This is a genomic window from Ensifer sp. ENS07 (genome assembly GCF_014852185.1).
GTDB lineage: Bacteria > Pseudomonadota > Alphaproteobacteria > Rhizobiales > Rhizobiaceae > Ensifer > Ensifer adhaerens.
Genome location: NZ_JACVBE010000008.1, coordinates 1 through 26,072 on the forward strand (window position 1 = coordinate 1; position 26,072 = coordinate 26,072).

Sequence of the window (26,072 nt, forward strand, 5' to 3'; positions counted from 1 at the left end):
GACGGCCCTGTCCAGCGGAACGAAGACCATTGAGCCGATCGGCAAAAAGGCCGGTCAGAACAAAACCGAACCCAAGGAAAGCCGCCAACTCAAGGCGTTCTGCCCCTTGCGTTCTTTCATTGGAGAAAGCCATGATCCGTATCGATGACAGGCTCTATGACGAGGCCTATTTCAGCGCCAGATCGGCCGAACTCGCAGCCGAGATCGGCCTTGGCGCACAGGACACCGGCCGCTACGCCGTCTGCTTCTCGGAGACGGTCGATTGGCTGGCTCTGTTCTTTGCCATCCGCAAGGCGGGCGCGAGCGTGCTGCCGATCCATCCGGGCACACCCTATCCGGCCGCGCGCAAGCTCGCGATCGGCGCCGGCTGCGACCGGCTGTTCTACAACAGCCTGACGGCCGAAGTTCTCGAACCATCCGACCTGCTTTCGGCTGAGGGCACGCTGTTGCAGATGAGCTCCGGAACGACGGGCGCGCCGAAATGCGTGGCGCGCAACTGGACGGAAATCGATGCCGAGATCGAAAGCTATGTCGCCACCTTCCGCGAACCGGAGGACATGACGCCGGTCGTCGCCTGCCCGACCACCCATTCCTACGGGCTGATCTGCGGCATCCTGGTGGCGCTGAAGCGTGGGCAGACGCCGGTCATCGTCAACACCGCGAACCCGAAATATCTCCTGAAGGTGCTGCGCGAGATCGAACGGCCGCTGCTCTATTCCTCGCCGGCGATCCTGCACACGCTGGCGCGGCTGACGCCCGCGGGCGAACAGATCCACGCGACGATGACGTCGGGCACGCTGCTTCCCGATCCGTGGTTTGCCGACATTCGCACCAAGAGCCGGTTCATGTTCCAGCAATATGGCTGCTCGGAATCCGGCTGCATCGCCATCAATCCGGATGTGACTTCCGCCGGTGACATGGGCTTCGTCCTGCCGCATCTGATCGCCGCCACCGGCAACAGCGCCGAGGACGCGGGTGAGATCGTCGTTAGCAACGGCGACGGCGCGCCGATCCACACGCGTGACCTCGGCTACCGGCGCGCCGACGGCATGCTGGTCTTCGTTTCCCGCCTGGACGACATGATCAACGTCTCCGGCCTCAACGTCTATCCGAAGGACGTGGAGGATGCCGTCATGGCGATGCCGGCGGTCACCGACGCCGTGGCCTTCCGCAAGGCCGATCGTTTTGCCGGCGAGCGCGTGGCGCTGCTCTTTAGCGCCGAGGCGCCGGTGGCGCCGCAGGCCGTGCGCGAATGGTGCAGCCGACACCTCGCATCTCACCAGTTGCCGATGGAAATCCTGCAGATCGATGCAGTTCCGCGCCAGGCGAACGGCAAAATCAGCCGCCGCGATGTCGCGGCCCGTCATCTGGCAGGCGAATTCAACAAACCGATTGCGGGAGCCGCATCATGACCGAAAGCGAAGTTCTGGCGGCGATCGAGGCCGTCCTGACCGACAAAATGGCGCATGGACATATGGACGGCTTCGGCCTCGATGCCCGTCTCAACGAAGATCTCTATCTCGACTCCGTGCTGATCCTCGAAATCTTCCTCAATCTCGAGCTCGAATACGGGTTGTCGGTGCCGGAAGAGGCGATCGCAAAACAGGAGATCGAAACGGTCGCCGATCTCGTCGCGCTCTATGTGCCGAAGCCGACCGCCGCCATCGTGCCCGCCTTTCCGCTCACCGGCGGGACGACCGACGAGGGGGTGCACGGCGAGGCCTATTACGACATCAAGGTCCATTGCTTCGTCAGTTGCGTCTCGGACGGCCTGAAGCGAAACGGGCTCGATCAGCGGCCGTTCTATTTCGGTGTCTGGGACGCGAAGTTCGCGGTCAGCGAGCGTTTCGAGCTTCTCTATCATGCGCCCGATATCACCCAGGAATTCTTCCGTGGCTGGTTCGAGCGGCTTTACGGCGTTTCCGTCGTCGAGTGGTACGATCCGCAGCGCACCAAGCTCGACAACCTCGCAGTGCTGCTCGGGCTGATGAAACAGCGCGGCGAAACCGGCTCGGTCATGGTCATGCTCGACATGTTCCACCTGCCGGAGCGGGAGAACAAGTTCAACCAGAACCCCTTCCCGCACTATCTGATGCTGCAGGAAACGGCCGATCCCGACACATGGTTCGTGCACGATCCCGACTATCGCTGGGAGGGCGAGATTGCCCGCGAGAAGGTCGTTCACGCCATCATGCAGCCGACTGTCGGCGGCGGTTATGTCTTCGACAATGCCGAGGCGCGCGCGCCGTTTGCCGAAGATCTGAGGGCCTATTTCGAGGCCTGCTTCGTCCGGGACCGCAATCCGCTGGTCGATGCCGTCAGAGCGATAGTCGCCGCGCATCTCGACGGGACGAACGGTGTCGCACTCACTGATCTCGGCGCCGCGGTGCGGGAACTGCCTGTTATCACCATCCGAAAATACGCCTATGAGCACGGCTTTGCCTTCTACTGGCGGGCGCTGAAGTTGCCGGCCGCCGAGTTCGAGGGCTGGTGCGGGGAGATCGAGGCGCTGGTTCAGTCGCTGAAGACGCTGCACTACGCCTGCATGAAGCTCGCCCAGACAGGCGATCGCTCGCTGTTGGGCGCCGTCATCGAGCGTCTCGACGAAGCCGACCGGCTGGAGACGAAGCTGAAGGTCAAGCTCGCAGAGGTCTTCGATCTCTGGTGCGATCTTGCCATCCCCCAGGAAATCCGTCCCTTGAAGAGAATTGCGCGATGAGAGTTTCGCTCTGCACCATCACTTTCCGCCACCATCTGATCTCGCTCGACGAGATCGCCGCCTGGGCCGAGGCCAACGACTTCCAGGGTATCGAACTCTGGGGCGCGCATGCGCGCAACCTCTCGCCGCGCGCGGATCGCAACGCCGAATGGCTCGACGGCTACGGCCTCTCGGTGCCGATGATCAGCGATTACCTGCCGCTCGACGGCGACGTGGAAGCGCTGCGGCACAAGGCGGTCGAGCTTTGCCGACTGGCGCGCCGGTGGCGCACCCGCAAGATCCGCACCTTCGCGGGAAGCCGTGGCAGCCTTGACGTCAGCGCTGACGAGCGGCGGGAGATTGTCGAGCGCCTGAAGGAGATCTGCACCATTACCGCAAGCTACGGCATCCAGCTGCTTGTCGAAACGCATCCGAAGACGCTCGCCGACACGGCGGCCTCGACGATGCGGCTCATCGAAGAGGTGGACCATCCCTCCTTCGCCATCAATTTCGACACGCTGCATGTTTGGGAAGGCGGCGACGACCCGGTCGCCGTGCACCGTGCGATGAAACCGCACATTCGCCACTACCACCTGAAGAACATCGTCGGCCGGGCAGAACTTTCCGTCTTCGAGCCGGCCAATGTCTATGCCGCGGCCGGCAGCCGGCGCGGGATGACGCCGCTCTTCGAAGGGGTTGTCGACTACGAACGGTTCCTGACGGAGATCGCCGATGAGCCGTCGGTCGACGCGTCGCTTGAATGGTTCGGCAACGATTGTTTCGAGACCCTGCGTCGCGATCGCAGGCAGGTCCGCGAGGCGGTTGACGGGACCGAGCCGAACCGCCGGGCCGCCGGCCAATAGGCGTTACGCATCATGATGGCCCGGAGGTCTGCGCGCCGGCTCGTGTCGGCGCGGGGCCTATTGTGTCTGAAGCCTGTAGATCTCGGTCTCTTCGCTTCGGCCGGCCAGACAATGTTTGCCGAGCTGGGCGAGATCGGAGCGATCGTCATCAGCCACCAGACCGAAGGTTTCGCCGCTCAGGAGGATCATTACCTCTTCACTTGGCGCGATCGATTTGCCGAGCTGCTCCAGCCGGTTGCAGGCGTTCACCGTGTCGCCGACGATCGTATAGGCCGACCGACCGGTCATGCCGATATTGCCGGCAACGACCGACCCGGAATGGATACCGATGCGCACCCTGAGGGGCGGCAGGCCCTTTAGGCGTCGCTCGGCGTTGTCGCTGGCGATCGATTTGGCGATCGCCCGCGCTGCCCGGATTGCCCGATCTGCATGGTCCATTTGCGCGTCGGGTGCGCCCCAGAAGGCCATGACGCAATCACCGATGAACTTGTCGATGGTGCCGCCTTCGCTTTCGATGCAGTGGCCGAGCAGATCGAAGTGGCTGTTGAGCAGTGCCGCCACGTCGCCGGCGCTGGTCTTTTCTGCCGTCGCGGTGAAATCGACCACATCGGTGAACATGATGGTGACGGTGCGCTGGGTGGATGCCAGGTCCTCACGACCGATCAGGTGGCGCACGAGCTTCTTCGGCACATAGGTCTCAAGCCAGCGCAGCCCAGTCAGCATCGTGTTGTAGGCCTTAGCCTGCTCGTCGAGTTCGGTGAAGAGGCTGCCGGGAAGCGGCCGCAGAGCGGCAAAATCGAGCATGCCGACGGCACGGACCTCACGCGCCATGCTGGTGACCGGGCGAACGATCAGGCGACCGACAACCCACGCGATGACGATCGCGACGAACAGCACCGCGAGGCCGGCAATGCCGGCCCGCAGCAGGTCCCACACCGGCTTCTCGACCGCTTCGATCGGAACCTCGACACCGATAATGAGCGGAGAGGGAGCGTAGCCGCGGATCTCGCGCGTCAGGACGACCCGTCCGTCGTCCCCGAGCTTGACCGCGCGTATCTCCATGTCCGAATCGTCGAAGGTCTCGGCCGGTTCTTTCCACAGTGCGGCGAGAAAAGGGTCGCCCAGTTCGTCGAGCTTCGGCAACCGATGCTCCGCCGAAAGGAGCGGATGTCCCGCGGCCATCAGCGGATGGGCGAGAACCTGGTCGCGGCCGTAGAGGACGAAGGGCGTCGCCCCCGGGTTCGAGACGGCAATCTGGCGCAGGAAGTCGGACATGGTGTCGACCGTTATCGTGGCACGGAAAACGCCGGCAAATTCACCGTTGTGGTTTGCCGGTTGCTGCAAATTCGTGACTGACGTGCGTATCGCCGGATCGGGTACGAAATAGACGGGCCCCCAGTGAGGCGTGCCGCTGCGCCGCGCTTCCTCGATCTCCGCGCGCTCGTTGTCGCTCGTGACCTGGTCGGTATAGGAAAAGACACCCTTTGGACCCTGCGTAACGCCGATGATATCGCCGTTGGGCTTCACGAAAGAGAGTACTCGAACTTGCGGCGTTGCCGCCAGAGCGCCCGTCATCACGCGTTCGAACTTCGGCGAATCCTTCGGGTCGAGGCGGCCGGCACCGACCTCTCGCGCCAGAAAGGCGAGCTGATCCTCCACAGGCGAGAAGCGGCTGCCGATTTGCGTCTGCACCGCCTCCAGGCCGAGATGCGCCGATTGCACGAGCAGGTCGCGGGTCGTGCCCGCTGACATGAACCAGACGACCGAGAGGATAACGGCTGCGGTCAGGGCGACCAGGGCTGCCATCACGATCGCCAGGGTGCGCGACAGGGAGATGGTTCGGTTGGGTGTTTCGGCGTTAGTCGCCTTGGTCGTCTGCACCAGCATGCCTCATGTTGCAGCAGGTGCTCGCCATTCGCGCGGCCCCGCAAGGAATGCACCCTCTTCTAGCTGTTTTGGGCTTTTTTCCAAGCGTGCGCCGGCCTTTCCCGTTCTGCGTCAATCTGTCCCTTGCAGCCGCCGGCTGATCGGCTCGAACTCCGGGGTCGCCTTGCGCGGCGTCGTGTCGCGCTCGTTGGCCTCCATCTGCTGCCAGTATTTCCAGCCGACCTTTTTCGCGCCGAGCTCGTAGTCCATGCCGTCCCAGGCATCCTCGCGGAAACTGTAGAAGGCCCAGTGCAGATCGTCCCTGTCGAGCGCGGTCAACACGTCCTCGAGATAGGTCTTGCAGCCGGACCACAGGCGCATGCAGCCGAACTCGCCGGCAACCAGCCGATTGAGCGGCACGCCCTTGTCTTTTGCCCATCGCACCGGCTCTGCAAGATAGGCTTCGACCCGGGCCCTGTCCCACGTCTCCTCGCCGTCGCCGAAGGGCACCTTGCCGGGGTAGGCGTAGGGCTTGTCGCGCTTCATGTTCGGTGCGCTGGTCGCGGCATAGGGCTCATACATGTGGAAGCTGTAGAGCACCTTCTGGTCGGTGAGCGCTGCCGGCCAATAGGAAAAGGCGTCGGCAGCCGCATACCAGCCGGCATCCGCCATGATGGGCGTTGCCGGGTCGACCGCCCGGATGGCGGCGATCACCGTCTTGTAGAAGGCCCTGAGGTCCGAGGCGCTGCCCGCCTGGTCGCCGTACCAGGCTTGCATCGTCTTTCGGTCGGCATGTTCGGCAAGGCCGTTCCTCTTTTCAGGCGCCGGCTCGTTGACGATGTTGTAGGCGGCGACCGCGGGATGATCCTTCAGCGCGCGGGCCAGATCCTGCCAGAAGGCTGCTGCCTGGCCCCACCAGATCTTGTCCTGCCAGAGACGGCCGTCGAACCGGTTGCCGTTGTTCTGCGCCCAGCGCATGCCGGGCAGCGACAGCGGCGCGATGACGACCTTGAGGCCCGCCTTGTCGGCCCGGTCGAGGGTCTCCTTCAGCGTCTTGAGGTCTGCCGCCGGTATGCCTTCGTATTTGTCGGCGTCGCCGATCAGATAGTCGCGCTTGGCCGGCTCCCACTTGTCGTAGGACAGGCGCACCCAGGTGGCGCCGTAGCCGGCCAAGGCCCTGAAATAGGCGTCGTCCGGAGGCAGCCGGTTGAAGCTGTTGCCGCCATGCTGCGGCTTATCCCAGAAGGTGATGAGATCGGCGGCACTGGCGGAGCCCGCAAGGCTGCAAGCGAGGAGGGCGGAGGCAATCAGGCGCATTCGGTCGGTCCTTCTGGAGTTCTTGGCCTTCGCGGCTCTTGGTTTGGCGCGGCCAACCTACCGGCGGATCGTTTCGCTGAAGTTCCCTGGGGAACAGCGTCAGGGTTCAAAGCGAGTTTGCGAAACCCATTGGCGGTGACTGATGCCTAGCGGTTTCGTTCTTCGCGAGAAAAAGGCCTCGCAGCGGATCAGTGATCCGCTGCGAGGCCCGCTTGCCTGGATATCTTCGCGATCAGTCGGAAAGCGCTGTCGCCGCCTTCTCAATCAGTTCGGCGACGGCGGCCGGCTGGGACAGAAAGACCGCATGACTTGCCTTGACCTCGACCGTATCGCTGCCGGCACGCTTGGCCATCGTCCGCATCAAGTCCGGATGAATGGCCCGGTCTTCGGTCGCAATCAGCGCCCAGCTCTTCTTGCCCTTCCAGGCCGGTACCGTGATCTTCGTCTCGAAGGCAGATTTTGCCGGGAAGACCTGGGAATGAGCCATGAAACGGGCTTCTACCTCGGGAACGTCGGCGGCGAAGTCCGCGGCGAAGACTTCCGGATCGAGATAGAGATATCCGTCGTCCGTTGCCGCGATGCCCTTGGTTGCAGCCGGCTTCCTGGCTGCCAGGTCAAGCAGAGTTTCGCCAGCATCCGGCTGAAAGGCTGCGACATAGACGAGGCCGGCGACGTTTTCGGAAGTCCCGGCTTCGGTGACGATCATGCCGCCATAGCTGTGGCCAACGAGGACCGATGGGCCGTCCTGCAGGTCGAGGATGCGTTTGGTTGCCGCGACATCGTCGCCAAGCGAGGTCATCGGCGGTTGGACGACCGTGACGGTGAAGCCTTTGGTGGTCAAAAGGTCGAAGACCTTGCGCCAGCTCGAGCCGTCGGCGAGTGCGCCGTGCACGATGACGACATTCTTGACGGGTTCGGCCAGGGCATGCCCAAGCGGGGCCGCCGCCAAAGCCAGGAGTGTGGCAGCCAGGATTCTCATCTTTCGCATTCTTAGGTTTCCTTTCCTTGAGAGCGGAGTGATTGTTCCCCGACAAGCGGCGCCTTCTTCGGGTGACGCTTCTGGATTTTGAGAGGCGCACGCATGCTCTGGCCGCGGGGTCCGCGGCGCATGATGGTGCGTCTTCGATAGTTCGGACGGCGATTGCTGAACTATGGGAAGAGGAGAGCCGCTTGTCCGGCAGCGGTTCGCCGGCCTGCCGTCAGCGCCATTGCGGATGCCGCGAGCGCGTTGCGGTCGAGCCGGAAGTGGCGGTAGAGATCGCCGATCGTGCCGGTCTGGCCGAAATGTTCCACGCCGTGCGCGATGGTGCGGTGGCCGGCGACGGCACCGAGCCACGAGAGCGCTGCCGGATGGCCATCGAGCACGGTGACGATCGCGCAGTGGCCGGGCAGCGGATCGAGCAGCCGCTCGATATGGCTTTTCGCACGGGGGTTGCCACGGGCCCGTTCGCGCTGGGCGGCCGTCCAACCGGCATTGAGACGGTCAGCCGAGGTGACGGCGAGCACGCCAATGTCGCGGCGGACCTCGCCTATAAGTCCGGCAGCGGCAATCGCCTCGTCGGCCACCGCACCCTGGTAGGCAATGACGACATCGCAGTTTGGCCCTGGCTTGCGCAGCCAATAGGCGCCGTCGATTGCACCCTGGCCAAAATCATCGTCGACGCGCTTCAGCGGCTGTTCGAGCGGCTTGGTGGTGAGCCTCAGATAGACGGAGCCGCCGGTCTCGTCGCGCAGCCAGGTGCGCTCGTCCGGATCGTTGTCGCCATCGCGCTGCATGTAGTCGAAGGCCCATTCCATGATGACGGCGAGTTCGTCTGCAAAGGCTGGTTCGAACGCTGCCAGTCCGTCCTGGCTGATCCCAATCAGCGGCGTGCCGATCGACTGGTGCGCGCCCCCTTCGGGCGCCAGCGTCACGCCCGAGGGCGTGCCGACGATCATGAAGCGGGCGTCCTGGTAGCAGGCATAGTTGAGCGCATCGAGGCCGCGGCAGACGAAGGGGTCATAGACAGTGCCGATCGGGATCAGCCTTTTCCCGAAGAGCGAATGGCTGAGGCCGGCGGCGCCGAGCAATAGGAACAGATTCATCTCGGCGATGCCGAGTTCCACATGCTGGCCCTCCGGAGTGAACTCCCACTTTGCCGTCGATGGAATGCGGTGCTCGATGAAGGCGTCGGCGAGCGGCTGGCGGGCAAAGAGCTTGCGCCGGTTGACCCAGGCGCCAAGACTGGTGGTGCCGGTGACATCGGGCGACGTCGTGAGGATGCGTTCGGCCAGGTCCGACTTGCCCTTGGCGAGATCGTCGAGGATCTTGCCGAAGGCCATCTGCGTCGACACCTCGCGCTGGGTCTCAAACGCGATCGGCGGCACCTCGAGCCGGTGCTCGGCGTGGCGGCGTATGCCTTCGGCAAAGAAAGGGACCGCGGCGAGGAACGCCTGGAGCGCTTGACGATCCGCCACTCCGGCGAAAGGCTCCCATTCCTCGCCGCGCCCGACACCCATATGCGCCTGCCATTCGGCGAACTGGGTCGTCGTCATCAGGCCACCGTGATTGTCCTTGTGGCCGGCAATCGGCGTGCTCCAGCCCTTGATGGTATAGGCAAGGAAGCAGGTCGGCCGATCATGGTCGATCGCTGCGAAGGTTTCGGCCATCGTCTCGACGCAGTTGCCACCGAGGTTCTCCATCAGCGCTGAAAGCTCGGCATCGCTGCGCCGCTCGATGAGCGCCGAGACGTCACCCTGGTCGCCAAGATCGTCGGCAAGCCGCTTGCGCCAGACGGCACCGCCCATGAAAGTCAGCGCCGCATAGTCCTGATTGGAGCAACCGTCGATCCAGTCGCGCAGCTTCTGGCCGCCCGGTTCGGCAAAGGCCGCGCGCTGTAGCACGCCATATTTCACCCGCACCACGTCCCAGCCGAAGGCGTCGAAGATTTTCTCGACGCGCTCGAACAGGCCCTCGCGCACGATCCCGTCGAGCGACTGCCTGTTATAGTCGATGATCCACCAGCAGTTCCTGAGGTCGTTCTTCCAGCCCTCCTGCAGCGTCTCGTAGACGTTGCCTTCGTCAAGCTCGGCATCGCCGACGAGCGCGACCATGCGGCCGATCTTGCCCTCGCCCCATTGTTTGGCACGGACGAAATCCTGGACGATCGAGGCGAGCGCGGTGATGCCGACGCCGAGTCCGACGGAGCCGGTCGAAAAATCGACATCGTCGACATCCTTGGTCCGGCTCGGATAGCTCTGCGCCCCGCCAAAGCCGCGGAAGTTCTCAAGTTTCTCGCGCGTCTGTCGGCCCATCAGATAGTGCATCGCGTGGAAGACCGGCGCCGCATGCGGCTTGACGGCAACACGATCCTCCGGCCTGAGCGCCGAGAAATAGAGCGCGGTCATGATCGAGACGACCGAGGCGCAGCTGGCCTGATGCCCCCCAGTCTTGATGCCGTCGACCTTCGGCCGGATGTGGTTGGCGTGATGGATCATCCAGTGGGAGAGCCAGAGCAGGCGCTTTTCAATGGTCTTCAGATGGGTCGTGTCGGTCATCGCCAGGTTCCGATGGAGAAGGACGTAAGGTGACAGTCTAGGCCAAGGACTCAGCCGTCCTTGTAGTAGTAGCTGTAGCCGTTGAGCGCCGGTGCGCCGCCGAGGTGGGCGTAGAGAACGCGAGACCCCTCCGGGAAGAATCCCTTGCGGGTAAGGTCGATCATCCCCTGCATGGATTTGCCCTCATAGACAGGGTCGGTAATCATCGCTTCGGTGCGAGCCGCGAGCCGGATCGCCTCGTTGGTTTCCTCGGATGGTACGCCATAGGCGGGATAGGCGTAATCGGGATTGATCACGATCTCGTCTTCGCGGATCGCCCTGCCGAGGCGAACCAGTTCGGCCGTCGAGTCGACGATCCTTCGAACCTGGGAGCGGGTCTGCTCGAGCGTGCCCGATGCATCGATGCCGATCACCCGATCGGCGCGGTCCTGTGCGGCAAAGCCGACGATCATGCCGCCCTGGGTGGAGCCGGTGACGACGCAGACGACGATGTAGTCGAAGGTGAAGCCGAGCTCCTTTTCCTGTGCCGCCACCTCTTCGGCAAAGCCGACGTAGCCGAGTGCGCCATACTTGTGCACCGAGGCGCCGGCCGGGATCGGGTAGGGCTTGCCGCCGGCATCCTTAACCGACTGGATCGCATCTTCCCAGCTCTTCCGAATACCGATGTCGAAACCGTCGTCGACGAGTCGACTGTCCGCCCCCATCAGCCGTGTCATCAGGATGTTGCCGACGCGGTCATAGACCGCATCATAGTGCGGCACCCATTTTTCCTGGATGACGACGCATTTCATGCCGATCTTGGCAGCAGTGGCGGCGACCATGCGGGTGTGGTTCGACTGCACGCCGCCGATCGAGACCAGCGTATCGGCGCCCGAAGCGATTGCGTCGGGCACGATATACTCAAGCTTCCGGAGCTTGTTGCCGCCCATGGCGAGGCCGGAATTGCAGTCGTCGCGTTTGGCGTAAATCGCGACCTTTCCGCCGAGCGCCGCCGTCAGTCGCGGCAGATGCTCGATCGGCGTCGGGCCGAAGGTGAGGGGGTAGCGTTCGAACTTCTCAAGCAGTGACATGATCCAGGCCTCCGTGTGGAAATTGTAGGAAAAGGATAGGCGAAGTCTCGTGAAAGGTGCTCTCTAAATTGCTGTTCAAATTTCGCTGGATAGAATAGAGTTCCGATCAAGTTTTGATTTTCTTCAATAAACGGGATGCATAATGAAAGATTCTTCCGATGATGATTTTGACCGGATCGATCTCAAGATCCTGCGTGCCCTGCAATCCGAAGGACGGCTGACCAACGCCGACCTTGCCGAGCGGGTAAACGTCAGTCCGGCGACCTGTCATCGGCGAACACAGAGGTTGTTCGAAGAGGGTCATATCACCGGTGTGAGGGCGGAGGTCGCGCCGGCAGCGGTCGGTCTCGGAGCGTTGGTGATGGTCGGCGTTGTGCTCGATCGTTCGACGCCCGAGAGCTTTGCGGCCTTCGAGGGCGCGGTGCTGGAGATGAAGGAAGTGCTCGACTGCAATCTCGTTGCTGGCGACTTCGACTATCTTTTGAAAATCCGGGTCCGAGACATGGCGGACTTCAACAAACTGCACGGTCAGAAGCTGATTGCGCTACCGGGGGTACGCCAGACGCGCACCTTCTTTGTGATGAAGGAAGTCAAGGAGAACGCCCGGCTGCCGTTCTGACGGTCGTCGAACGATTGGCCTTTCGCATCGAAGGGCACGCGAGACCCGGTACGTCTTCAGCGTGCCGGATGCGGCCCGATAGGTGCAACCCGGTCAGACCTGGACGAAGTGATCGTCTGCGACCTGCTGATAGCGCCGCGTTTCCGGAACGTAGTTGGGCGCGCGCAAGGGGCTCTTCAGCTCGTCGCTCGCGACATTGCGGCGCGCATGGCGACGGGTCGGATCGGCGATTGGGACGGCGGCCATCAGCTTCTTCGTATAGGGATGCTGCGGATTCTCGAAAACCTGCGCACGCGAGCCGATTTCGACGATCTCGCCGAGATGCATCACGGCGACCCGGTGGCTGACGCGCTCGACGACGGCCATGTCGTGCGAGATGAAAAGATAGGCAAGGCCGAGGCTCGCCTGCAGGTCGAGCAAGAGGTTGATGACCTGTGCCTTGATCGAGACGTCGAGTGCCGAAACAGACTCGTCGGCGACGATCAGCTTCGGGTCGAGCGCCAAGGCGCGTGCGATGCAGACGCGCTGGCGCTGGCCGCCGGAGAACTCGTGCGGGTAGCGGGCGGCCATGTCGGCCTGCAGTCCGACGCGTTCGAGCAGGTCGGCGACCTTCTCACGCGCCTGCCGTGCCGTGCCGAGCTTGTGTTCGAGATAGGGTTCGGCGATCGCGGCGCCCACCGTCATGCGCGGATTGAGGCTCGCGAAAGGATCCTGAAAGATCATCTGCATGGTGCGGCGCATTTCGCGCAGCTGCCTGCGATCCATTTTGAGGACGTCCTGGCCGTCGAGCGCCACGGAGCCGCTTTCCGGCTCGATCAGCCGCATGATGGCCCGGCCGGTCGTCGACTTGCCGCAGCCGGATTCGCCGACGAGCGACAGCGTCTCGCCCGGCTGCAGACTGAAGGAGACGTTCTCGATGGCGTGGACGCGGCCTTTGAGCTTGCCGAGCAAGCCGGCGTGGATGTCGAAGCGCTTGACGAGGTTCTTGACCTCGAGGATCGGCTTGCGGCCGGCCTGGACCGTATCGGTGGCTTCCGCCGTCGCCGAAGGCAGCCCGGTCGCGGCGTCGATCACGGGAAAACGCATCGGCTGGCTTTCGCCCTTCATCGAGCCGAGCATCGGCACGGCCGAGAGCAGTGCGCGGGTATAGGGGTGTTTCGCCCGAAGGAAGATGTCCTCGGTGTTGCCGGTCTCGACCGCGTCACCGCGGAACATCACCACCGTGCGGTCGGCGATTTCGGCGACCACGCCCATGTCGTGGGTAATGAAGAGCACCGAGGTGCCTTCCTCCTCCTGCAACACCTTGATCAGGTCGAGGATCTGGCCCTGGATGGTGACGTCGAGCGCCGTCGTCGGCTCGTCGGCGATCAGGAGCTTCGGCCGGCTCGCGAGCGCCATGGCGATCATCACGCGCTGGCGCATGCCGCCGGAGAAGCGGTGCGGGTATTCGTCGAAGCGCGAGGCGGCGGAGGGAATGCGGACCTTTTCGAGCAATCGGATGGTTTCCGCCCGGGCGTCGGCCTTCGACATTGGCCTGTGGCAGAGAAGGGCCTCGGAGATCTGGTCACCGATCGTGAACAGCGGATTGAGGCTGGTCATCGGCTCCTGGAAGATCATCGCGACATCGTTGCCGCGCACGCGTCGCATCTCGCTCTCGGGCAGGTCGAGGATGTTGCGACCGCCCATCATCACCCGTCCTTCGACGCGGCTCGTCTCCTTCTGCAGGAGCCGCATGATCGAGAGCGAAGTGACGCTCTTGCCCGAGCCGGATTCGCCGACGATCGCCACGGTTTCGCCGGGCGCGACGGTAAACGATATGTCCCGAACGACAGGCTTCCAGGCGCCGTCGACCAGGAACGAGGTCGTCAGGTTCTCGACGGAGAGAACGGGCGCCGTCGAACGGTCCGGCTGGGCTTTGGTCTCGGTCATCTCGTTTCCTCCGTCAGATGCTGCGCGTATCGTAGTTGGTCGTCGGGTCAGTCGGGCCAGCGCAGCAGGCCGGCGAAGCGGCGTGCGTTGCGTTCGGCGAGCGACGTGGCGATGATCTCGTTCGAGGCTCTCCCCTTGTCGAGCTCCTCGGCGAGGCGGCTGGCGACGATCTTCTCCTGGCCCGGATGCAGGTTGCAGGGGTCGAGGTAGAAGTAATTGTGCTCGGCCTCGTGGTCTCGCACGATGATCGGCGGCGCGCCGCGGGCCAGCGCATCGGCGAGATCCCAGGCGGTGATATGGGCTTCCTGCGGGTCGATGTTGACGCGCAGCCGGTCGAGCGGGTTGTTGGTCGGGTCGGCCTCGATCACCGGCTTGATGCCGGGACGGCCGTCGAGCGTCTCGCGCCAGAGGTTCAGGTAACCGGTTTCGCGCTCGCGGATGCCGGCATGGTCGCGGGTTTCCCAGGCTTGAAGTGCCGCCATCACGCCGAGCATGCTTTCCTTGCCCACCTTCATGCCGCGGCCGATGCCGAGGTTCTGCAGGAAGGTGTTGCGCACCATTTCCTTTTTGCCGGCGACGATGCCGGAGGTCGGGCCGCCCAGGAACTTGTGGCCGGAATAGAGCACGATGTCGGCGCCCTCATCGAGGAAGATGCGCAGGTCGTATTCGGAAGCGGCGTCGACGATGACCGGCACACCCTTCGAATGGCAGACCTCGGCAAATTCCCTGAGGCCGACGAGACCGTATTGCACCACGTGATGCGAGACGACGTAGACGGCGCAAGCGGTGCGCTCGTTGATCGCGCCTTCGATATGGTAGCGATAGGCCGACGTCGCCTGGCCGACGATCACCGGCTTGGCGCCGGCAAGCCGGATCGCCTGGTCGACGGGCGCGCCGTAGCTGACCACATGGCCCATCTGCAGAATGACTTCATTCTTGAGGCCGGTCGTATCCGGCAGGCGCTCGATGGCGGCAAGGTCGCTTCCGGTCATGGTGCCGGCAATGGCGAGGCTGATGCCGGCGGAGCAGGACGCCGTGATGAAGCCGGCCTCGGCACCCGTCAGCCGAGCAATCACCGGGCTCACCTTGCGCTGCAGGTCGTTGATCTCGACGAACTGCGGCAGTATGCCTGTCATGGCCGCGATCGCTTCCGGGACCACGATCGATGCGCCGAGGCTGGTCATCGTGCCGGAGACGTTGATAACGGGACGAAGTCCGAGAGCTTCGCGAATGTCACGGTCAGGCATAGTGGTCTCCATATGATTTTCTGGCGGTCGAAGCGGGTAGACTATTCCGTCTTCGCGGAATATCTACCATAGTAATGAAGTATGAGTGAGGCTTTGCGCTATCTGACGCGGCCGCCATCGGCGGCGCGGCGGCAGCGGAAGCCGAGATTTTACCGGCAGCACGCCCTTCGAGCGGTGCAGGAGTGAAGCAGTGGACAAGACGATGACCGGCGTCGAGCCGACCGACGATATGGAAACGACCGGCAAGCCGCGCCGCTCGCGCGTGAGCGGCATGGATCGCGCCTTGCAGGTGCTCGATTTCCTTTATGAGACGGGTTCCCCGAGTGGCGTCTACGCGATTGCCAAGGCTGTCGGCGCGCCGCTGTCGACCGCTTATGTCATCGTCGACGACATGGTCGAAAAGAACCTGCTTAGCCGCGATGCCGATGGGCTCGTCTGGCTCGGCGACCGGCTCTATCACTATGGCCTTGCCTATGCCCGCTCGCTCGATTTCCTCGGCGTCGCCACCCGCGAGATGCACGACCTCGGCCGTGAAGTTGCCGAGACGATCCAGCTTTGCGGCCGCGACGGCGACTACATGCAGGTGCTCGCCATGGCCGATGGTCCCGGCCATTTCCAGGTGACCTCGCGCGTCGGTACCCGCGTGCCGCTCAACTGGACGGCGTCGGGCCGTCTTCTGGTGGGGCATCTGCCCGCCGACGAACGGCTGGAGCTGTTCCGCCGCTGCGCACGAACCTCGCCGACCGGCCGCGCCGATATCGATCCGGCCGCGCTCTCCGCCCAGGCTGAAAGCGCGCTTTCCGCAAGGCTGTCGATCCAGGCGGGCGAATCCGACTATGCCGTCGCCTGCGTCGCAGCCCCGATCCTCGACGATAAGGGCAATTGCGCTGCCACGATCTCGATCGTCCTGCCCGAGCAGAAAATCCTCGACGACCGGGCGTTCTACGCCGATCACGTCAGGGTTTCCGCCGAGCGGATCGAAAAAATGATGGGCTGGCGCAGCCACTGATCCGACCTCCCGTCGTCACTCGTGCAGAGCGACGATCGCCTCGATCTCGACGGTGATGTTGCCGGGTAACGACCCGAAACCCACCGCCGAGCGCGCATGGCTGCCGGCCGCTCCAAAAACGTCCATCATCAGGTCCGAGCAGCCGTTGATGACGCGCGGATGTTCGGCAAAATCCGGAACGGCATTGACCATGCCCAGGATCTTGACGATGCGCTTGACCTTTCCGAGGTCTCCGAGCGCATCATGCATGACCGCAAGCAGGTTGATGCCGGTTAACCGTGCGTGGTCATAGGCGCTGTCGATATCTACATCGCCGCCGACCTTGCCGGCGTAGAGATGACCGTCGGGCTCGCGTGGGCCCTGGCCGGAGAGATACAGGATGTTGCCTTCGCGCACATGCGTCACGAAATTGGCGATCGGCGGCGGCGCAGGCGGCAGGTTGATGCCGAGGGCCTGAAGGCGTTCGTAGGGTGAGACAGCGACGGGGCTGTCGTTTTTCGGGTCCATACTGTTCACGCGTTGTCCTGTCATTTCTGTATTCTGTCGCCCTGGCTTAGCGGTAGCTGAAGCCGTGGCTGTGGTCCGGGCACTCGATATGCTGCGGCTGGTAACGATTGGCGGCAACCACGTGGGTGCCCATGACCGCGTAGCGCGGCTCGAAGAGGCGGTTGAGGTGCGCTTCGGCGCCGAGTGAATCGAAGACCCGAAGCTCGCTATCGACGAGGTCGAAGAGGGTGAATTCGGCGCGGGCGCCGACGGTAAGCAGATTGTCCATCGGCAGGCGGATGACCGAGGCGGGCGCTTGAGTCACGGCCTCGACCACCTTTTCGAAAGGCATGCCGACGCTCAAGAGCTTCGACATGGTGGTGCCCAGGTCCCAGACGGACTGGTTCATGCTGCGCAGGTGCACGTCGGTGGAGATCGAGAAGGGGAGCAGACCGCGGGCGATCGCCACTTCCGCCACGCGGAAGGAGAACGAGGCGCCGCCGTGGCCGATGTCGAGGCGGATGCCTTCGCCGGCGCAGCGTTCGGCAAGCTCAAACAGGTCCTCGTCCTCGATGATGCTGGAACCGGCCTTGCCGTTGAAGCAATGGGTGACGATGTCGCCGGGCCCGAGGATTTCCAGAACCTCGTCATAGAGCGCCGGCGGCTCGCCGACATGCACCATGACAGGGATCTTCAGGATTTTGGCGATCTTCTTGCCGAGCTTCACCGGCGTCACGCCCCAGGAACCGGTGATGACGTGGCTGGCGCGCACCTTCAGGCCGACGATGTGCTCGCGGTTTTCCTGGTAGCAGGCGATGATACGGTCGATGTCGATCGAGCGGATGTCGGAGAGTTCGCTGACGCGGTTGCAGGCGACAAGCCCGATCGAGCCGAGATTGAGGAACGCCTTGATGCGCTCGCGCGACGGCTCGATGATGTATTCGCGAAAGCCGTGGAAATTGGCTTCACCGGCCGAACCCGCGTCGACGATAGTGGTGACGCCGCGCTCCATGCCGCAAAGCTGCGGGCGCACAGAAATGTCGGTGCCGCCGTGCCAGACGTGGGCGTGCAGGTCGATCCAGCCGGGCGAGATCCAGGCGCCCTTGCCCTCTATGCGACGCACGTCGCCTGATGCCTCCAGGTTCGGGCCGAGGGCTGCGATGCGGCCTTCGCCGTCGACCAGGATGTCGGTGGTTTCAGCCGGTGCGGCCATGCCGAAGGCGACGGGCTTCACCTGCCGGATCAGCACCGGACCGGCGTTCGATGTTGCGTTCGTCATGACTTACAGGTCCTTTCTGAGGCGGGGATCGAGCATATCGCGCAGGCCGTCACCGACCATCTGCAGCGACAAGACCGAAAGCACGATGGCGATGCCGGGGAAGAGCGTTACCCAGTCGGCCTGGCCGATATATTGACGCCCGGAGGCGATCATCGTGCCCCAGGTCGGGATTTCCGGGCTGACGCCGACGCCGAGGAAGGAAAGCCCGGCTTCGGCAAGCATCGCATGGGCGAAGAGGAAGGTGCCCTGCACGAGGACGGGCGAAAGCAGATTGCGCAGCACGTGACGCGTCATGATGTGTGGCGTCGAGATCCCGAGCGCGCGGGCCGCCTCGACATAAGGAAGCTCGCGGATGACCAGTGTCGAGGCGCGCACCACGCGGGCGAGCCGCGGCGCATAGACGATGCTGAGCGCGATGATGACGGTCGTCAGCGAGGGGCCCAAGGCCGCGACCAGCGCGATCGCAAGCAGGATGTCCGGGAAGGCCATCATCGCGTCGATGACGCGGGCGATCGGCGTGTCGAGCTTCGGAAAGAAGCCGGCGAGCAGACCGAGCACGACGCCGATCACGGTTGCAAGCGTGACGACCGCCGCACCGACAAGCAGCGACAATCGGCCGGCATAGATGGTGCGGGAGAAGACATCGCGGCCGAACTCGTCGGTGCCGAAGAACCATTGCAGGCTCGGCGGCTGCAGCCGGTTGACGATCGACAGCTTGCCGGGCGCATAGGGTGCGATCAGCGGCGCGAAGACGGCAAGCAGCACGAAGACGGTGAGCACGATCAGGCCGAAGGCAACGGTTTTGCGCTTCAACAGCCGGCGGACGAACTTGCGGCCTTCGCTCTCGGTGGGGGCAGATACGGTGATAGACATCAGTAGCGCACCCTTGGATCAACGAGGAGATAGAGCATGTCGATCACGAAATTGATCAGCACGTAGAGCGCGGCAATGACGAGCAGCGCGCCCTGGATGACGGGATAGTCGCGGCGAAGCACGGCGGAGACGACGAGATTGCCGACGCCGGGCAGGCCAAAGACGGTTTCCGTGACAACCGCACCCGAGATCAGCACGGCGGCGGTGAGGCCAATGATCGTCAGGATCGGGATCAGCGCGTTTTTCAGTGCGTGCTTCATCACCACCTTGCGTTCGCCGAGGCCTTTGGCGCGGGCGGTGCGGATGAAATCGTCGCCGAGCACGTCGAGCATCGATGCACGGGTAAAGCGCAGGATCAGCGCCGAGGAGACGACGCCGAGCGCGACCGCCGGCAAGGTCAGGTGATACATGCGCTCGGTGAAGGAGGATCCGGGGCCGCCATAGCCGGAGACCGGGAACCAGCCGAAACGCACGGCAAAGACCTGGATCAGGATCAGGCCAAGCCAGAAACTCGGTATGCTGGCGGCGAGCATGGCAAGCGTTGTTGCCGCCTGGTCGACGAAGGAGCCGCGCCTGTAGGCGGCATAGATGCCGATCGGCAGCGCGATGGCGCAGGCAATCACGATGGAAAACAGGGTCAGGAAGAAGGTCGGCTCGGCACGCTCCGCCAGTGCTGACGTGACCGGCTGGTTGAGGAAGATCGACTGACCGAGATCGCCCTGCAGCAGTTGTCCGATATAGTAAACATATTGCAGGCCGAGCGACTGGTCGAGGCCAAGCCGGCTGCGCAGCGCCGTAATGTCTTCCTGGGTTGCTTCCGGACCGAGCATGACGGCGGCGGGATCGCCGGGCGTCACGCGGACGATGACGAAGACGATCGTGACGACAATCGCCATGACGACGATCATGCCCATCAGCCGTTGGAAGATGTAGCGTAACATGGTGGCCTCGAACCTTTCCTGTGCGCTCCGCCGCAAGGGTGGAGTGACGCGCCCCTTCGAGCGGGCGCCAGGCGCATGGCCCGGCTGCCCGCCGAAGTCCCTTGGGAGGGGGAGCTTACTTCTTGATCGAAGCGTTCCAGAAGTACGGCCACGGGGCCGGCGAGACGCCGTCGAGCGACTTCGACTTCGCCGAAAGCGCGTTGAAGTCGCCGATCTTGATGAACGGCACTTCCTCGAAGATCACCTTCTGCACGTCTGCCCACAGCGCCACGCGCTTGGCCGGGTCGGATTCGGCGTTGAAGGCATCGACCGCCTTGGCGCGCGCAGGCGTATCCCAGTTGCCGGGCGCCTTGGTCGACATCATGCCGATGAGGGCCGGTTCCGGCAGGAAGGGGCTGTGGGTGATGTAGATGTCCCAGAGCGTCGGGTCGGCGCGGCGCTGGGTCAGCGTCGCCCAGTCGACCACCTGCAGATCGACGGTAAAGCCGGCGAGCTTCAGATATTCGGCCGCGACCTGCGCCATCTTGTAGTGGAACTCGTACTGGCGGCTCGTCAGGATGCGCAGCGGCTCGCCCTTGTAGCCGGCGGCCTTCAGGAGTTCGCCAGCCTTTTCCGCATCGGCGATGTTGTAGGCGCCTTCGGTGCCGGCATCGGTCCGCCAGGTAAACTGCGACGGGTAGAGAGCGGCGTCGAGCGCATAGAAGTCTGTGGTGCCGAAGGCTGCCGCCATCATGTCTTCCATGCTGAGCGAAGCGCGGATCGCCTTGCGCAGGTCGAGGTTCTTGGTCATGCCGTTGCCGGAGTTCAAGACAAAGACTGGCCAGCCGAAGGGCTGCAGCATGACGGGTTCGGAAGCGCTCGAACCCTTGACGCGTTCGAAGGATTCGACCGGCAGAGAATCGACATAGTCATACTGGCCGGAAACGGCCGCTTCGACGCGGGTGTTCGGGTCCGGAACCGGCACGAAGCGGATTTCGTCGGCATATTGGTGGCGGGCGCCGCCATAGCCGTTGGCTTCGCCTTCCGGCGACTTGTAGGCATCGTAGCGGGTGAGCTGGATGTACTGGTCCGCCTTGCGTTCCTTCAGCTGGTAGGGGCCGGTGCCGACGAAATCAGTCATCGGCTCGGCCTGCTTTTCGGAAGGAAGCACGATCGCCGCGGAGTTGTTGAAGGCGAGCAGCGAAACGAGCGGCGCGTAAGGGGTGGTGAGCGAGATCTTCACCGTCAGCGGGTCGATCGCTTCGATGCCGGAAATCGTCGTTGCCGTCTGCTTGCCGCGCGAGGCGACCTTGGTCCAGCGCTCGAGCGAGGCGACGACGTCCTTCGAGTCGAGATCGGTGCCGTCGTGGAACTTGACGCCCGAGCGCAGCTTGATCGTGTAGGTCTTGCCGTCGGCGCTGATCTCCGGAAGTGCTGCCGCCAGAAGCGGGGTCGGCTTCCAGTCCTTGTCGAAGGTGTAGAGCGTCTCGAAGATGTGTTGCGAGACTATGCCGACCAGGTCGGCCGTCGATGCCATCGGGTCGAGGGTCGGCGGCTCACCGACGGTCGCGACGTTGATCACGCCGCCCTTTTCCTGCGCAAAGGCGAGAGTTGCCGATGCCACCAATGCGGTTCCAATAAGCAATGCGAGTTTAGTCGATTTCATATTTGCTCCTCCTCATATTCCATAGTTATGCTATGTCGTTCTTTATTTTGGAATATAAAAAGGCACAAAGCCGGAAATGTCAACCGGCTGTCGTCGTCGTGTCACAACCGCCGGCAGCGGCGGGCCGGAACCCTTGTCCTGGAGGGTGCATAAGTGGACGGGAGCTATCGCGAAGGCGCGGGATTTGTTAGCCCGGAGTCCGGATTGAAAAGGGAGAAGAGAATGAAGGTCATCGGCCTGATCGGCGGCATGAGCTGGGAGAGCTCGGCGGAGTATTACCGCATCATCAACGAGACGGTTCGCGCGCGCCTGGGCGGCGTGCACTCGGCGAAATCGCTGATGTGGTCGATGGACTTCGGCGAGATCGAGCGCCTGCAGCATCACGGCGACTGGCCGGCCCTGACGGGAGAGATGATCGCCGCAGCGCGACGTCTCGAGGCAGGCGGCGCCGATTTCCTGATGATCTGCACCAACACCATGCACAAGATGGCGGCGGACCTTTCGGCAGCCGTCTCCATTCCGCTGCTGCATATCGCCGACCCGACGGCGGAGAAGATCAAGGCGGCGGGCCTTCGCAAAGTCGGCCTGCTCGGAACGGCCTTCACCATGGAACAGGACTTCTACAAAGGTCGCTTGGCGGAAAAATTCGGTCTCGATGTGCTGGTGCCGGAGGTGGAAGACCGGGCGAAGGTGCACGAGATCATCTACCGCGAACTCGTTGCCGGTATCGTCAAAGACAGCTCGCGCGACGCCTATCGCGCTATCATCGCGCGGCTTGTCGATGCGGGCGCGGAAGCGATCATCATGGGCTGCACCGAGATCATGCTTTTGATTTCACAGGCTGATAGCCCGGTCCCGGTGTTCGATACGACCGAGATCCACGCGCTTGCTGCGGTCGACCTCGCGCTCGGGGACGCCTGACCACGGCCGACTGGCCGTCGGCCGTGGTTGCAAGGGCTAGTGCAAGGTGAATTCCCGGGGTTCGCCCGGAAACAGGCTGAGAAGTGCTATGCCCTGCTGCAAAAGCAGTTCGGCGGCTGGCAAGTCGCCGACCACCAGGTCGTCCGCACAGCCGATGATGATGTTGGCGAGGCTGATCGAGTTCTCGGCGAACCGGTCGTCGCCGATCTCGTAGGCCTTCTCGGCCGTTGCCTCGAGCGCTTCCGCTACCAGCGCCATCATGTTCGAGCGTTCATCCAGCGTCATGGCATCCAGTGTCTTGGCGTCGGGAGTTTTGGCAGTTGTCTGCATGATTACCTTCCCTATTGTTCAAGCCGAAATGGCCGCGCCGGCCGAAGCCGGGGGAAAAGTCTACGACTGGGGTGAGTCCAGGAGGGGAGCCGGCGTCGAACGCGGCTTCTCCAATAAGATCGTGCGTTGCGGCGCGATATGCAAGGAATGGCTACTATGCGGCCAGCGCATGGGTCCGCGGAGGGCGGCCGCCGGGGTAGCGCGTCAAGGGAGCCCGTTGACCGCCGGATGCGTTAGGCCGTGATATGGGGTGGCCTTGCCGGCCATGCCAGGCTTTCGTCGATCGCCAGGCGATCGGCGGCGCATTCCTGGGCAAGAAAGTCGATGAAGGTGCGAACGGAGGGCAGTAGCCCGCGCCGCGAAGGAAAGACGGCGTGCACGACGCCGGACGCCGGGCGCCATTGCGGCAGCACGGGCACCAGCGTGCCGGCTGCCAGGTCCTTCCAGATCATCATCGTCGGCAGTTGCACGATGCCGGCGCCGTCGAGCGCCGCTTCGCGTAGCGCCGCCATATCGTCGGTCAGGAAACGTGGCTCGTGGCGGATGACGGCCCGTTCTCCATCGGCGCTTTCCAGCCGCCATTCATAGGTGTGCGTGGCCGAAGTCCAGGCAAGACTCGGCAATCCCGTCAGTTGCGCGGGCTCAGCGATCGGCGCCTTCAGAAATCCGGGCCTGGCGACGAGATATTGCGAACTGTCGTCGAGCTTGCGCATCACCAGCTCGCTTTTTTCGAGCGGCGGGAACCGGACACGGATCGAAACGTCGAAACCTTCGGCGATCACATCCACGCGCCGGTTGGTGCTTTCCAGCTGCAGGCCGATCCGCGGATGGGCGGTCATGAACCGGGCAAAGAGCCGGCCGAACTGGAACGAGATCAATGCGGTCGGGCAGCTCACCCGGATGATGCCCTGCGGCTCTCCCTGATGCTGCGCGATGAAGGCATCGGCCGCTTCCGCCTCGATTAACACCGCGACGCAGCGCTGGTAATATTCGCGGCCGACATCGGTAACGAAGAACCGGCGCGGCGAACGCTGGATCAGCCGAACCCCGATCCGGTCTTCCAGCATCGCAATGCGCCGGCTCAGCCGGGATTTCTGCGTACCGGTTGCCCGTGCCGCAGCCGCAAAGCCGCCATGATCCACGACTTGGACAAAATAATAGAGGTCGTTCAGGTCCTGCATCGTTCTATTCATAGGACGCTGCGTCGAAATTCACAATCTTTTGGCGGCAACGGTCCTGCAGTAGCTTACGTTCAATCACAGCAGATCGGCAACGAAGGCCGCTGGCGGTGATGAAAACAAAACGAAGGAAAGGACTTCCGATGACCAAGCCCTACGTACGCCTCAACAAGGATGATGTTGCCGTCCTGCTCGTCGACCATCAGACCGGCCTGTTGTCGCTGGTGCGCGACTTCGACCCGGACAAGTTCAAGAACAATGTCCTGGCGCTCGGTGATCTCGCCAAGTACTTCAAGCTGCCGACGGTTCTCACAACCAGCTTCGAGGATGGCCCGAACGGCCCGCTGGTTCCGGAGCTGAAGGAACAGTTTCCCGATGCGCCCTTCATTCCCCGTCCGGGCCAGATCAACGCCTGGGACAATGAGGACTTCGTCAAGGCGGTGAAGGCCACCGGCAAGAAGCAGCTGCTGATCGCCGGCGTCGTGACCGAGGTCTGCGTGGCGTTTCCGGCGCTTTCGGCGATCGAGGAAGGCTTCGAGGTCTTCGTGGTGACGGATGCTTCCGGCACCTTCAACGAGGTGACCCGCGATTCCGCCTGGTCGCGCATGACCGCCGCCGGCGTTCAGCTGATGACCTGGTTCGGCGTTGCCTGTGAGCTGCATCGCGACTGGCGCAACGACATCGAGGGTCTCGGCACGCTATTTTCGAACCACATCCCGGACTACCGCAACCTCATCACCAGCTACAACACCATGGCGGCGCGCAAGTAAGACACGCCAGACGATGAACGACGAAAGCCCCGGCCTGGGATGGCCGGGGCTTTTCGTGTTGTCTGTTGCCGTGGCCTTTATGCGCGGCTGGCGGCCTGCTGGGCGTCGTCTTGCACGTCCAGACGGGCCGCGGGCTTGAGCCGGCCGGTCAAGAGCAGGCTGACGGCGAGGAAGGGCACGAGCACGCCAAGACCGAAGCGCATGTCGCTGTATTCGGCGATCAGGCCGATCAGCGGCGGCCCGAGCAGGAAGCCGAGCAGCGCGATGAAGGACAGAATGGCGACACTCGCGGCCGCCGGCCGGTCCTTCTGGTCGGCAGCGGCGGTGACGGCGAAGGGAAAGCCGACGGATACGCCGAAGCCCATGGCAGAAAAGCCGAGAAGCGCTGCCCAGGCGGCGGGGCTTACCACCACGAGAATGAGCCCGCTAATGCTGGCGATACCGCAGGCACGTGCCACCGCAACCGGGCCGTAGCTCGCCTTCAGCCGGTCGCCGGCAAAGCGCCCGGCAGCCACCATGAAGGCGAAGATCGAGTAGCCGAAACCGGCGCTGGCGCTGGAAAGCCCGAAGATGTCGCGCAGGAAGACCGCCGACCAGTCGGCGACGGCGCCTTCGGTCATGGTGATGCCAAAGACGAAGAAGCAGACGCCAAGCAATGCCCAGCCCGGCAGCTTGCGTCTGGAGGGCGCCGCTTCGGCAGCCGCGGCCTCGCCGGTCTTCAGGAGCGGCAGCTTCCGGGCGAAGTAGACGCTGATCGGCAACATGCCTGCCGCCGTCAGCGGCACCGCCCATTCCGGTGCCACGTGCAGCGCCGCGAAGCCGACGCCAACCAGGCTGCCGGTCATGATGCCGAGGCTCCAGAAGCCGTGGCAGGTGCTCATGATCAGCTGCCCGGAGTGCTTCTCGATCGCGTCGGCCTCGACATTGAGGCCGAGTTCGAGCGTCGTCAACGCTGCGCCGACGATGGCGAGCGCCACGAAGAGCACCTCGATGTTCGGGGCCCATGTCGGTAGCCAGACGAGCGCCAGAAAGACGACGAAGCCGTAGAGGATGGTCGCACGGCCGCCGATCCAGGCGACAAAACGGCCGGCAAACGGCAGGGTCAGCAGAATGCCGACGGGCATGCCGAGCAGCGCGATCGCCAGTTCCGCCGGGCCGAGGCCGAGCCTTTGCTGCACGTCGGGAATACGCGGCAGCCAGGCGCCGAAGGCGATCGGTTGCAGGAAGAAGATCAGCATGATGAGCCGTTGGTTGGTCATGCGCATTGTTCCCCGGATAGCGTGTCGCGCGATGCACCCTCGGCAGCGGGCGGGAGCCGTCGAGCCGATGCGGTATGTGAAGGAATTCTGATATTCTGAAAATTGTTTTCAGAGCTTGTCGCGCGGGGCGGGTCCCGTCAAGGCGAGAAGAGGCCGTCAAGTCGGAAAGCGCGGCCTTTCCGAGCGAATGGCTGTTGGTGTTGCGAATGTGTCGCCACCAATCCTGGCATTGGTC

General features: G+C 63.5%; 22 protein-coding genes. 7 read left to right on the top strand and 15 right to left on the bottom strand.

The window, feature by feature from the left end; all coding sequences use genetic code 11:
• Nucleotides 1-131 precede the first annotated feature (131 nt).
• Genes IB277_RS22540 through IB277_RS22550 form a run of 3 tightly spaced genes read left to right on the top strand, consistent with a single transcriptional unit; the run spans nt 132 to nt 3,561 of the window.
• Entirely contained in the window at nt 132-1,412 is a 1,281-nt protein-coding gene (locus IB277_RS22540) for an AMP-binding protein (RefSeq protein WP_060604470.1), read from the top strand.
• Entirely contained in the window at nt 1,409-2,719 is a 1,311-nt protein-coding gene (locus tag IB277_RS22545; RefSeq protein WP_060517727.1) for a DUF6005 family protein, read from the top strand. Before IB277_RS22540 ends, IB277_RS22545 begins: the two co-directional genes overlap by 4 nt.
• Entirely contained in the window at nt 2,716-3,561 is an 846-nt protein-coding gene (locus tag IB277_RS22550) for a sugar phosphate isomerase/epimerase (RefSeq protein WP_060529013.1), read from the top strand. Before IB277_RS22545 ends, IB277_RS22550 begins: the two co-directional genes overlap by 4 nt.
• A 57-nt stretch (nt 3,562-3,618) precedes the next feature.
• Here IB277_RS22550 and IB277_RS38970 read toward each other — a convergent pair whose 3' ends face one another.
• The 5 genes from IB277_RS38970 to IB277_RS22575 all read right to left on the bottom strand — a co-directional run bounded on the left by IB277_RS38970 (nt 3,619) and on the right by IB277_RS22575 (nt 11,351).
• Nucleotides 3,619-5,442: an adenylate/guanylate cyclase domain-containing protein gene (locus tag IB277_RS38970; RefSeq protein WP_159415697.1), complete on the bottom strand. Its 1,824-nt coding sequence runs from the start codon at nt 5,440-5,442 to the stop codon at nt 3,619-3,621.
• A 117-nt stretch (nt 5,443-5,559) separates the two neighbouring features.
• On the bottom strand, nt 5,560-6,744 hold the full coding sequence (locus IB277_RS22560; protein WP_034787610.1) for a glycoside hydrolase family 5 protein: 1,185 nt from the start codon (nt 6,742-6,744) through the stop codon (nt 5,560-5,562).
• A gap of 232 nt (nt 6,745-6,976) precedes the next feature.
• Nucleotides 6,977-7,732, bottom strand: a complete 756-nt coding sequence (locus tag IB277_RS22565) for an alpha/beta fold hydrolase (RefSeq protein WP_060529011.1) — start codon at nt 7,730-7,732, stop codon at nt 6,977-6,979.
• A 161-nt stretch (nt 7,733-7,893) separates the two neighbouring features.
• Entirely contained in the window at nt 7,894-10,281 is a 2,388-nt protein-coding gene (locus IB277_RS22570) for a 1-deoxy-D-xylulose-5-phosphate synthase N-terminal domain-containing protein (RefSeq protein WP_060529010.1), read from the bottom strand.
• 50 nt (nt 10,282-10,331) lie between these two features.
• Complete coding sequence (locus tag IB277_RS22575; protein WP_060529009.1) at nt 10,332-11,351, bottom strand: 1-aminocyclopropane-1-carboxylate deaminase; 1,020 nt, start codon at nt 11,349-11,351, stop codon at nt 10,332-10,334.
• A gap of 142 nt (nt 11,352-11,493) precedes the next feature.
• On the opposite strand from IB277_RS22575, the gene IB277_RS22580 reads away from it, so the two are divergent.
• Nucleotides 11,494-11,970 (top strand): Lrp/AsnC family transcriptional regulator, encoded by a 477-nt coding sequence (locus tag IB277_RS22580; protein ID WP_034787587.1) that lies wholly within the window; start codon nt 11,494-11,496, stop codon nt 11,968-11,970.
• A 93-nt stretch (nt 11,971-12,063) separates the two neighbouring features.
• Here IB277_RS22580 and IB277_RS22585 read toward each other — a convergent pair whose 3' ends face one another.
• A complete protein-coding gene (locus IB277_RS22585) occupies nt 12,064-13,899 on the bottom strand; it encodes an ABC transporter ATP-binding protein (RefSeq protein WP_060529008.1) in 1,836 nt (611 codons plus the stop codon).
• A gap of 47 nt (nt 13,900-13,946) precedes the next feature.
• A complete protein-coding gene (locus IB277_RS22590; RefSeq protein ID WP_192371855.1) occupies nt 13,947-15,146 on the bottom strand; it encodes an aminotransferase class V-fold PLP-dependent enzyme in 1,200 nt (399 codons plus the stop codon).
• Nucleotides 15,147-15,348: 202 nt separating this feature from the next.
• On the opposite strand from IB277_RS22590, the gene IB277_RS22595 reads away from it, so the two are divergent.
• The gene (locus tag IB277_RS22595; RefSeq protein ID WP_034787939.1) at nt 15,349-16,155 is read left to right on the top strand and encodes an IclR family transcriptional regulator; all 807 of its coding nucleotides are present in this window, start codon (nt 15,349-15,351) and stop codon (nt 16,153-16,155) included.
• 15 nt (nt 16,156-16,170) lie between these two features.
• Here IB277_RS22595 and IB277_RS22600 read toward each other — a convergent pair whose 3' ends face one another.
• The 5 genes from IB277_RS22600 to IB277_RS22620 all read right to left on the bottom strand — a co-directional run bounded on the left by IB277_RS22600 (nt 16,171) and on the right by IB277_RS22620 (nt 21,379).
• On the bottom strand, nt 16,171-16,686 hold the full coding sequence (locus tag IB277_RS22600; protein ID WP_051659103.1) for a RidA family protein: 516 nt from the start codon (nt 16,684-16,686) through the stop codon (nt 16,171-16,173).
• Nucleotides 16,687-16,708: 22 nt separating this feature from the next.
• Complete coding sequence (locus tag IB277_RS22605) at nt 16,709-17,920, bottom strand: amidohydrolase/deacetylase family metallohydrolase (protein ID WP_060529006.1); 1,212 nt, start codon at nt 17,918-17,920, stop codon at nt 16,709-16,711.
• Between the two features lie 3 nt (nt 17,921-17,923).
• A complete protein-coding gene (locus IB277_RS22610) occupies nt 17,924-18,793 on the bottom strand; it encodes an ABC transporter permease (RefSeq protein WP_034787571.1) in 870 nt (289 codons plus the stop codon).
• Nucleotides 18,793-19,734, bottom strand: a complete 942-nt coding sequence (locus IB277_RS22615; RefSeq protein WP_192371856.1) for an ABC transporter permease — start codon at nt 19,732-19,734, stop codon at nt 18,793-18,795. The genes IB277_RS22610 and IB277_RS22615 overlap by 1 nt, the downstream gene beginning before the upstream one ends.
• Nucleotides 19,735-19,849: 115 nt before the next feature.
• Nucleotides 19,850-21,379, bottom strand: coding sequence for an ABC transporter substrate-binding protein (locus IB277_RS22620; protein WP_060517714.1), 1,530 nt, complete (start codon nt 21,377-21,379; stop codon nt 19,850-19,852).
• A 222-nt stretch (nt 21,380-21,601) separates the two neighbouring features.
• Between IB277_RS22620 and IB277_RS22625 the strand changes: the two genes are divergently transcribed.
• Nucleotides 21,602-22,300: an aspartate/glutamate racemase family protein gene (locus IB277_RS22625; RefSeq protein WP_060529005.1), complete on the top strand. Its 699-nt coding sequence runs from the start codon at nt 21,602-21,604 to the stop codon at nt 22,298-22,300.
• Between the two features lie 36 nt (nt 22,301-22,336).
• Here IB277_RS22625 and IB277_RS22630 read toward each other — a convergent pair whose 3' ends face one another.
• Nucleotides 22,337-22,630 carry a hypothetical protein gene (locus IB277_RS22630; protein ID WP_034787562.1) on the bottom strand — a complete coding sequence of 98 codons (294 nt, stop codon included), beginning with the start codon at nt 22,628-22,630 and terminating at the stop codon, nt 22,337-22,339.
• Nucleotides 22,631-22,863: 233 nt separating this feature from the next.
• Nucleotides 22,864-23,811 carry a LysR substrate-binding domain-containing protein gene (locus tag IB277_RS22635; protein ID WP_034787561.1) on the bottom strand — a complete coding sequence of 316 codons (948 nt, stop codon included), beginning with the start codon at nt 23,809-23,811 and terminating at the stop codon, nt 22,864-22,866.
• A 140-nt stretch (nt 23,812-23,951) separates the two neighbouring features.
• On the opposite strand from IB277_RS22635, the gene ycaC reads away from it, so the two are divergent.
• Nucleotides 23,952-24,578: an isochorismate family cysteine hydrolase YcaC gene (ycaC, locus tag IB277_RS22640; protein ID WP_034787558.1), complete on the top strand. Its 627-nt coding sequence runs from the start codon at nt 23,952-23,954 to the stop codon at nt 24,576-24,578.
• Nucleotides 24,579-24,655: 77 nt separating this feature from the next.
• Here ycaC and IB277_RS22645 read toward each other — a convergent pair whose 3' ends face one another.
• Nucleotides 24,656-25,837, bottom strand: a complete 1,182-nt coding sequence (locus IB277_RS22645) for an MFS transporter (protein ID WP_060585557.1) — start codon at nt 25,835-25,837, stop codon at nt 24,656-24,658.
• Nucleotides 25,838-26,072: the final 235 nt, after the last annotated feature.